Source organism: Myceligenerans pegani (assembly GCF_014892515.1).
Taxonomy (GTDB): domain Bacteria; phylum Actinomycetota; class Actinomycetes; order Actinomycetales; family Cellulomonadaceae; genus Myceligenerans; species Myceligenerans pegani.
Window position 1 is genome coordinate 24,062 of sequence record NZ_JADBGR010000072.1, and the last position, 6,652, is coordinate 30,713.

The window sequence follows — 6,652 nt, forward strand, 5'->3', positions numbered from 1 at the left end:
GGACGGCGCCTTACCCGGCGTGCCGGCGGCAGAACTCGCGCAGAGGGCCCTCGGGGACGACGTCGATCAGTTCGCGGTAGCGTGCCGCGGCCTCGTCGGCGCGGCCGGTGCGGCGGGCGAGGTCCGCCAGCGCGAGGCTCGCGTCCCGCGCGGCGTAGGGCGGCCCGTCGGCGACGAGTTCCTCGAGCTCGCGCTCGATCTCCGTCAGACCGGCGGCATCGGCAGCGCCGGTTCCGGTGTCCGCCAGGCACAGCCGCCCGAGGACCACGAGGCGGGCGACCCGCGTGGCGGGGGACGGCCACACGGCGAGGAGGGCGTCGTAGAGCTGGGCTAGCCGGTCCCAGTCGGTGCCGTCCGCGTCAGGGCTCGTGCTGTGCGCGCCGGAGATCGCGGCCTCGAGCACGAAGCGCCCGGGCCGGTCGGTGAGAGCGACGGCGGCCGCGACGTCGCCCAGGCCCGCCCGCAGGAGCCGCGCGTCCCAGCCTGTCCGGTCCACCTCGTCGAGGGGCAGCGCGACGCCGCCCCGGACCCGCGCGGGCCGACGCGCGAGCCCGAGCCGGCAGACGGCCCGCAGGCCGAGCGCCTCCGGGTCGCCGGGAAACTCCGCGACCAGCGCCTCCGCGAGCACGAGCGCATCGCGGGCCGGATCCTCGGTGGCGTCCGCGGGCTGGAGCGCCTCGCGCTGGCCCACCGAGAACAGGCCCGCCACGCACGCCAGCACCGTCGGCAGGCGCGTCTCCCGTTCCGCGGGGCCGGGCACCGCGAACTCGCCCCGCGCCCGGGCGAGCCCCGACTTCGCCCGCGTGAGCCGCGCGGCGGCCGTGGCCTCGGCGATCCCGAGATGGGAGGCGATCTGGCGGATCGACAGACCGCAGACCACGCGCATGGCCAGGACGAGCTGCGCCCCGGGTGCGAGGGCGTCGTCGCAGGCGACGAACAGGAGGGCGAGCCGGTCGTCCAGGGCGTCGCCGGGCCGTGCCGGTGCGTCGTCCATCGTGGTGGTCTCCGCTCGCGCGACGTCGGGCATCAGGCGTGCGAGGACCGCCTCGTGCCGGACGCCGTCGAGCCAGACCCGGCGCCCGACGTGCACGCACCAGGCGGTGAGGTCGTCGATCGAGCCGTCGGGCCGCGACGCGGCTCGCGCGAACGCCTCGGCGGCGCACTCCTCGCCGCGATCGAGGCTCCGGGTGACGACCGCCAACGCGCGGACCACCTGGGGCCAGGCGATCCGGAACGCGTCGGGGTCCATCAGCACCAGGCCCGTCCCGATCCCTCAGTCACCGAAGGTCATGACCTTCCGCCACTCGACCACGTTGCCGCTCGGCACCAGGGCCGCGACCTTGCGTGCGGTCTCCTCGTCGCACTCGACCTCGTAGAAGCCGGTGATGACCTCGTTCGTGTCGGTGAACGGAGCGTCCGTCCAGACGGGCTCCGCGCCGTCCTTCCCCACCTTCACCCAGCCGCCGTGCCGCGCGTTCTGCAGCGCGTTGCTGCCGACGATCTTCGCGCCCAGCTCGGCGACGGCCTCCGGGAACCGGTTGTGCGCGGCCATGCCCTCGTCGTCCGCCAGGCGGGCCTGCCGGTCCGGCGTCCCCGGGAGGTACGCGTCCGAGTCCCAGTCGTTCTCGCGGATCAGAAACATCCAGGTGTCAGTCATGTCGAGCTCCTTGTGCGTCGTGGTGAATGCTGACACGCCTCTGACGGGCGAGCATCCGCGAAATCGACAGCCCCACGAGAATCGCCGCGGATCCCGTCAGCCGACCACCGTGACCGGCGTCTCCAGCGGCGTGCCCGAGCCGTCGCGGCGCTCGTCCGTCTCCGGCAGGTCCACCGGCTGCCCGCCCGCACCAAGGGCGCGCGGCGGGGTCGCACCCACCCAGGCGAGCACGAGGCCGTCGAACCCCTTGAGGAACCGCTGCGAGCGGACGCCGCCCGTGGCGCGACCCTTGCCGGGGTACAGCTCGAACGGGGTCACCTTGCCCATGCCGGCCTCCACGCCGGGCAGCGCGTCCGCGGAGCCCGCGATCGTGACCACCGACGCGTCCGCACCGGCCCGCACCGCGCCGAAGAACACCACCCGCTGGTCCGCCGCGAGCTTGATGCCCGCCACGCCGCCGCCGGACCGGCCCTGCGGCCGGACCGCCGAGGCCGGGAAGTGCAGGAGCGACGAGTCCGAGGAGACGAACACCAGCTCGTCCTCGTCGGTCACGAGCGCCGCGCCGACCACCTCGTCGCCCTCCTTGAGCCCGATGACCGTCCAGTCGTCGCCGTTCTTCGGCACGTCGGTGCTCGTCACCCGCTTGACCACGCCGGCGGCGGTGCCCAGGGCCAGTGTCGGGGCGTCCTCGCGGAGCGGGTACAGGCCCAGCACGGTCTCGTCCGCGGCGAGGTCCACCAGCTCCGACAGGGGCAGCCCGCCCGACAGCGACGGTGCCCCGTCCGTGGGCGGCAGTGTCGGCAGCTCGACGACCGGCACCCGCACCGCGCGCCCGCGCGAGGTGACCAGCGCGATCTGGCCCCGGGTGGTGGCCGCGCAGTCGGCGCGCAGCGCGTCGTGCGCGGCACGGGCCCCCTCGCGGGACACCGGGGCGTCGTCGGCCAGCCGGGCCAGCAGGCCCGTCGCGGACAGGACCACCCGCGTGGGGGCGTCGGCGATCTCCAGGTTCAGGTCGTCCAGCGCGCCCTTCCTGCCGCGCGCCGCCGGGGCGGCGGGGCCGACGCTGCCGCCCTCGGCGTCCAGCAGGATCGTGCGGCGCGGCGTGCCGTACGTCTTGGCGACCTCACCCATCTCCTTCGACACCAGCCGGCGCAGCACGCTCTCCGAGCCGAGGATCTCCTCGAGCTTCGCGATCTCGCGCAGCAGTTCCTCCTGCTCCTTCTCCAGCTCGATCCGCGAGAACTTCGTCAGGCGGCGCAGCTGGAGATCGAGGATGTAGGAGGCCTGCGCCTCGGACAGGTCGAACACGCCCATCAGGCGCTCGCGCGCCACCGTGGCGTCGTCGGACGAGCGGATCACCTGGATCACCTCGTCGATGTCGAGGATCGCGACGAGCAGGCCCTCGACCAGGTGCAGCCGCTCCTGCCGCTTCGTCAGGCGGAACCGCGACCGCCGTCGGACCACGTCGATGCGGTGTTCCACCCACACGCGCAACAGATCGAGCAGGCCGAGCGTGCGCGGCTGCCCGTCCACCAGCGTCACGTTGTTGATGCCGAAGGAGTCCTCCAGCGGCGTGGTGCGGTAGAGCTGCTCGAGGACGGCCTCGGGGTCGAAGCCGGCCTTGACCTCGACGACCAGCCGCAGCCCGTGGTGGCGGTCGGTGAGGTCCTGGACCGCGGTGACGCCCTGGATCTTCTTGGCCTTGACGCCGTCGGCGATCTTCTCGATCACCTTCTCCGGGCCCACCGTGTACGGCAGCTCGGTCACGACGATGCCCCGGCGGCGCGGCGTGACGTTCTCGATGCGCGCGGTGGCACGCGTGCGGAACGTGCCGCGGCCGGTGCGATAGGCGTCGCGGACGCCCTCGAGCCCGACGATCTTGCCGCCGCTCGGCAGGTCCGGGCCCGGCACGAACCGCTGCACGTCCTCCAGGGTGGCGTCCGGGTGCTTCAGCAGGTGCTGCGCCGCCGTGACGACCTCGACGAGGTTGTGCGGCGGCATGTTCGTCGCCATGCCCACCGCGATTCCCGACGCGCCGTTGACCAGCAGGTTCGGGATCGCCGAGGGCAGCACCTCCGGCTGGGTGAGCTTGTTGTCGTAGTTCGGCACGAAGTCGACGACGTCCTCGTCCAGGTCCGACGTCATCGCCATCGACGGCGCCGCGAGCCGCGCCTCCGTGTACCGGGCGGCGGCGGGGCCGTCGTCGAGCGAGCCGAAGTTGCCGTGACCGTCCACGAGCGGGAGCCGCAGCGAGAAGTCTTGCGCGAGGCGTACCAGCGCGTCGTAGATCGGCGCGTCGCCGTGCGGGTGGAGCTTCCCCATCACCTCGCCCACCACGCGCGACGACTTCACGTGTGCGCGGTCGGGGCGCAGCCCCATGTCCGCCATCATGTACAGGATGCGGCGCTGCACCGGCTTGAGGCCGTCGCGCGCGTCCGGGAGCGCGCGGCTGTAGATCACGGAGTACGCGTACTCGAGGTACGAGGACTCCATCTCCGCCGAGACGTCGATGTCGACGATCTTCTCGTGGATCTCGCTCTCGTCGAGCGGGGCGGACGACGGCTTACGGGCCATTCTTCTTCGGGCTCCTGCGGGGTCGGGACGAACAGGGACGTGGCGCGGACGATCCGGGTCAGAGGCTGCGCGACAGGCCAAACCTACACGTGTTCGATGACATCCACGGTTAGCCTTGCCGTGTGAGTGACGACGCCGCGGGCCCGCCCCGGCACGACGTCCCGTACCCGGTGGAGTGGGAGGCGGACGTCGTGCTGCGCGACGGCAGCACCACGCACCTGCGGCCCATCCGCCCCGACGACGCCGACGCCCTCCAGCGCTTCCACATGGCCCAGTCCGAGCGTTCCACCTACTACCGTTTCTTCGCCGCGCTGAACCGGATCCCGGAGCGGATGCTGCGACAGTTCGTCACGGTGGACCACGTCGACCGGGTCGCTCTGGTCGCGGTCCGGCCGGCGGGCGCGTCGCGGCCCGGCGGCGAACGCGGGGACGGCGCCTTTCCGGCGCGCGCCGGGAACGCTCCGCCCGCTCCCGGCGAGGAGGTCGTGTCCGCACCGGCCGCCGCGGCCGGTGCGGACGCCGTAGCCGGCGAGGAGATCCTCGGCGTCGCGCGGTTCGACGTCGTTCCCGGCGAAGGCCCCCGCACCGCCGAGGTCGCGTTCAACATCGCCGACTCCGTGCAGGGGCGCGGCCTCGGGTCCGTGCTGCTGGAGCACCTCGCCGACGCGGCGCGCGAGCGCGGCATCCGGCGGTTCGCCGCCGAGGTGCTGCCCCAGAACCGCGCCATGCTCGGCGTGTTCCGCGAGGCCGGCTACGCCGTCGAGCAGCACCTCGACGACGGCTTCGTGCACGTCGGCATCGACCTCGACCCCACCGACCGCTCCCGCGAGGTCATGGCCGACCGCGAGCACCGCGCCGAGGCCGTCTCCATGGCGGGCCTGCTCGGCGCCCGCCGCGTCCTGCTCGTGGGCCCCGGCCCCCTCGGGAACGACGACGGCGACGCGCCGGACCCGCACCACTCGCTGGAAGCACTCCAGGCGGCCCGGGTCGTGGAGTCGCACCGCGGCGATCCGGGCGACACGGAGCTGACGGTCCTGGGCGTCGCCGAACCCGGGCCGGCCGGCGCGTCCGTGCCCGCCGTCACCCCGGCGTCGTCGTCGGCGATCACCTACGCGACCGGCTGGGACGACGTCGGCGACGTCGACCTCCTGCTCGTGGCGGCGCCGCCCGGGCGCGCGATCGAGGCCGTGCGGCTCGCGGCGATCCGGGGCGCCCGGGGTGTCGTCGTGTTCTCGGGCGGGTACGCGGAGACCGGGCGCGACGGGCTGGCGCGGCAGCGGGAGCTGCTTCGGGTCGCCCACGCGGCGGGGATGCGCGTGGTGGGACCGGCGTCGTACGGGCTGATCACCAACGCGCCGGGCGCCCGGCTGCGCGCGTCGCTCGCGGAGCACGCCCCGCCGGACGGCGTGGTCGGGCTGTTCTGCCAGTCGGCGCCGGCGGCGGTCACGCTCGCGAAGACCGTGACGCGCCGCGGCCTGGGTGTCTCGTCGCTGGTGTCGGCCGGACACCGCGCGGACGTGTCGGGCAACGACCTGATGCAGTACTGGCAGGACGACCCGGCCACCGGCGTCGTGTGCCTCTACCTCGAGACGCTCGGCAACCCGCGCAAGTTCTCGCGGATCGCGCGGCGGCTCGCCGCGCGCAAGCCCGTGGTCGTGGTGGTCGCGGGGCGGTCGGGACACGTGGTGCCGCCCGGGCACGCGGTGCGTACCACGCGGGCGCCGCGCCGGATGCTGGACGAGGTGCTGACCCAGTCGGGCGTGATCCGGGCGGAGAACACCCACCAGCTCATGGACGTCGCGCAGGTGGCGGCGCACCAGCCGCTCCCGCGCGGGCACCGCGTGGGCATCCTGGCGGGGTCGCCGACGCTGCTCACGCTCGTGTCGGAGGCGTGCGGCGCGGCCGGTCTGGACGTCCGTGAGGCGGTCGCGCTGCGGCCCGGCGCGTCGGACGAGGACGTCGCGCGAGCCGTGGACCGCCTGTACGCGCCGGCCGCCTGCGACGCCGTCGTCGTCGTGGACGTCCCCGTCGTCGTGCCGCGTTCCGACGGGATCGCCCGCGCGGTCGCCGCCGCGGCGGCCCGGACCGGCCGCACCACGGTGGCCAGCATGCTCGGGTTGCACGGGATGCCGGAGGTGCTCCGCGCGCCCTACCCGGCCGCGGACGTCCCGGCGTCCGCCCCGGACGACGACGCCGGTCCGCGGTCCGCGCAGGCCGTGGACGCCCCGGCGTCCGGGGACGAGGGCCCCGGCTCGCGGCCCCCGCCGGGGGCGGCGCCTTCCGCCGGCGGCGACGTGCGGGTCCCGGCGTTCTCCACGCCGGAGGACGCGGTGTGGGCGCTGGGCGCCGTCGTGCGGTACGCGCGCTGGCGGAAGCAGGACCACGGATCGCCGGTGCGTCCGGACGGCATCGACCGCGCCC

The 6,652-nt window shown here is 74.6% G+C and carries 4 protein-coding genes; 1 reads left to right on the plus strand and 3 read right to left on the minus strand.

The window, feature by feature from the left end:
* Positions 1-10 precede the first annotated feature (10 nt).
* The 3 genes from IIE03_RS09595 to IIE03_RS09605 form a co-directional block, all read right to left on the minus strand.
* Positions 11-1,249, minus strand: coding sequence for a DUF6596 domain-containing protein (locus IIE03_RS09595; RefSeq protein ID WP_225997527.1), 1,239 nt, complete (start codon positions 1,247-1,249; stop codon positions 11-13).
* Between the two features lie 24 nt (positions 1,250-1,273).
* The gene (locus tag IIE03_RS09600; protein ID WP_192862533.1) at positions 1,274-1,657 is read right to left on the minus strand and encodes a YciI family protein; all 384 of its coding nucleotides are present in this window, start codon (positions 1,655-1,657) and stop codon (positions 1,274-1,276) included.
* Between the two features lie 96 nt (positions 1,658-1,753).
* A complete protein-coding gene (locus tag IIE03_RS09605) occupies positions 1,754-4,231 on the minus strand; it encodes a DNA gyrase/topoisomerase IV subunit A (protein ID WP_192862534.1) in 2,478 nt (825 codons plus the stop codon).
* A 122-nt stretch (positions 4,232-4,353) separates the two neighbouring features.
* Between IIE03_RS09605 and IIE03_RS09610 the strand changes: the two genes are divergently transcribed.
* Positions 4,354-6,652 (plus strand): GNAT family N-acetyltransferase (locus tag IIE03_RS09610; protein WP_318842895.1); only part of this gene is annotated, 2,299 nt, incomplete at its 3' end.

Bases quoted from the DNA above. Each gene is read 5' to 3' on its own strand.
- IIE03_RS09595 (WP_225997527.1), bottom strand. From the start codon at position 1,249: ATGGACCCCGACGCGTTCCGGATCGCCTGGCCCCAGGTGGTCCGCGCG.
- IIE03_RS09600 (WP_192862533.1), bottom strand. From the start codon at position 1,657: ATGACTGACACCTGGATGTTTCTGATCCGCGAGAACGACTGGGACTCG.
- IIE03_RS09605 (WP_192862534.1), bottom strand. From the start codon at position 4,231: ATGGCCCGTAAGCCGTCGTCCGCCCCGCTCGACGAGAGCGAGATCCAC.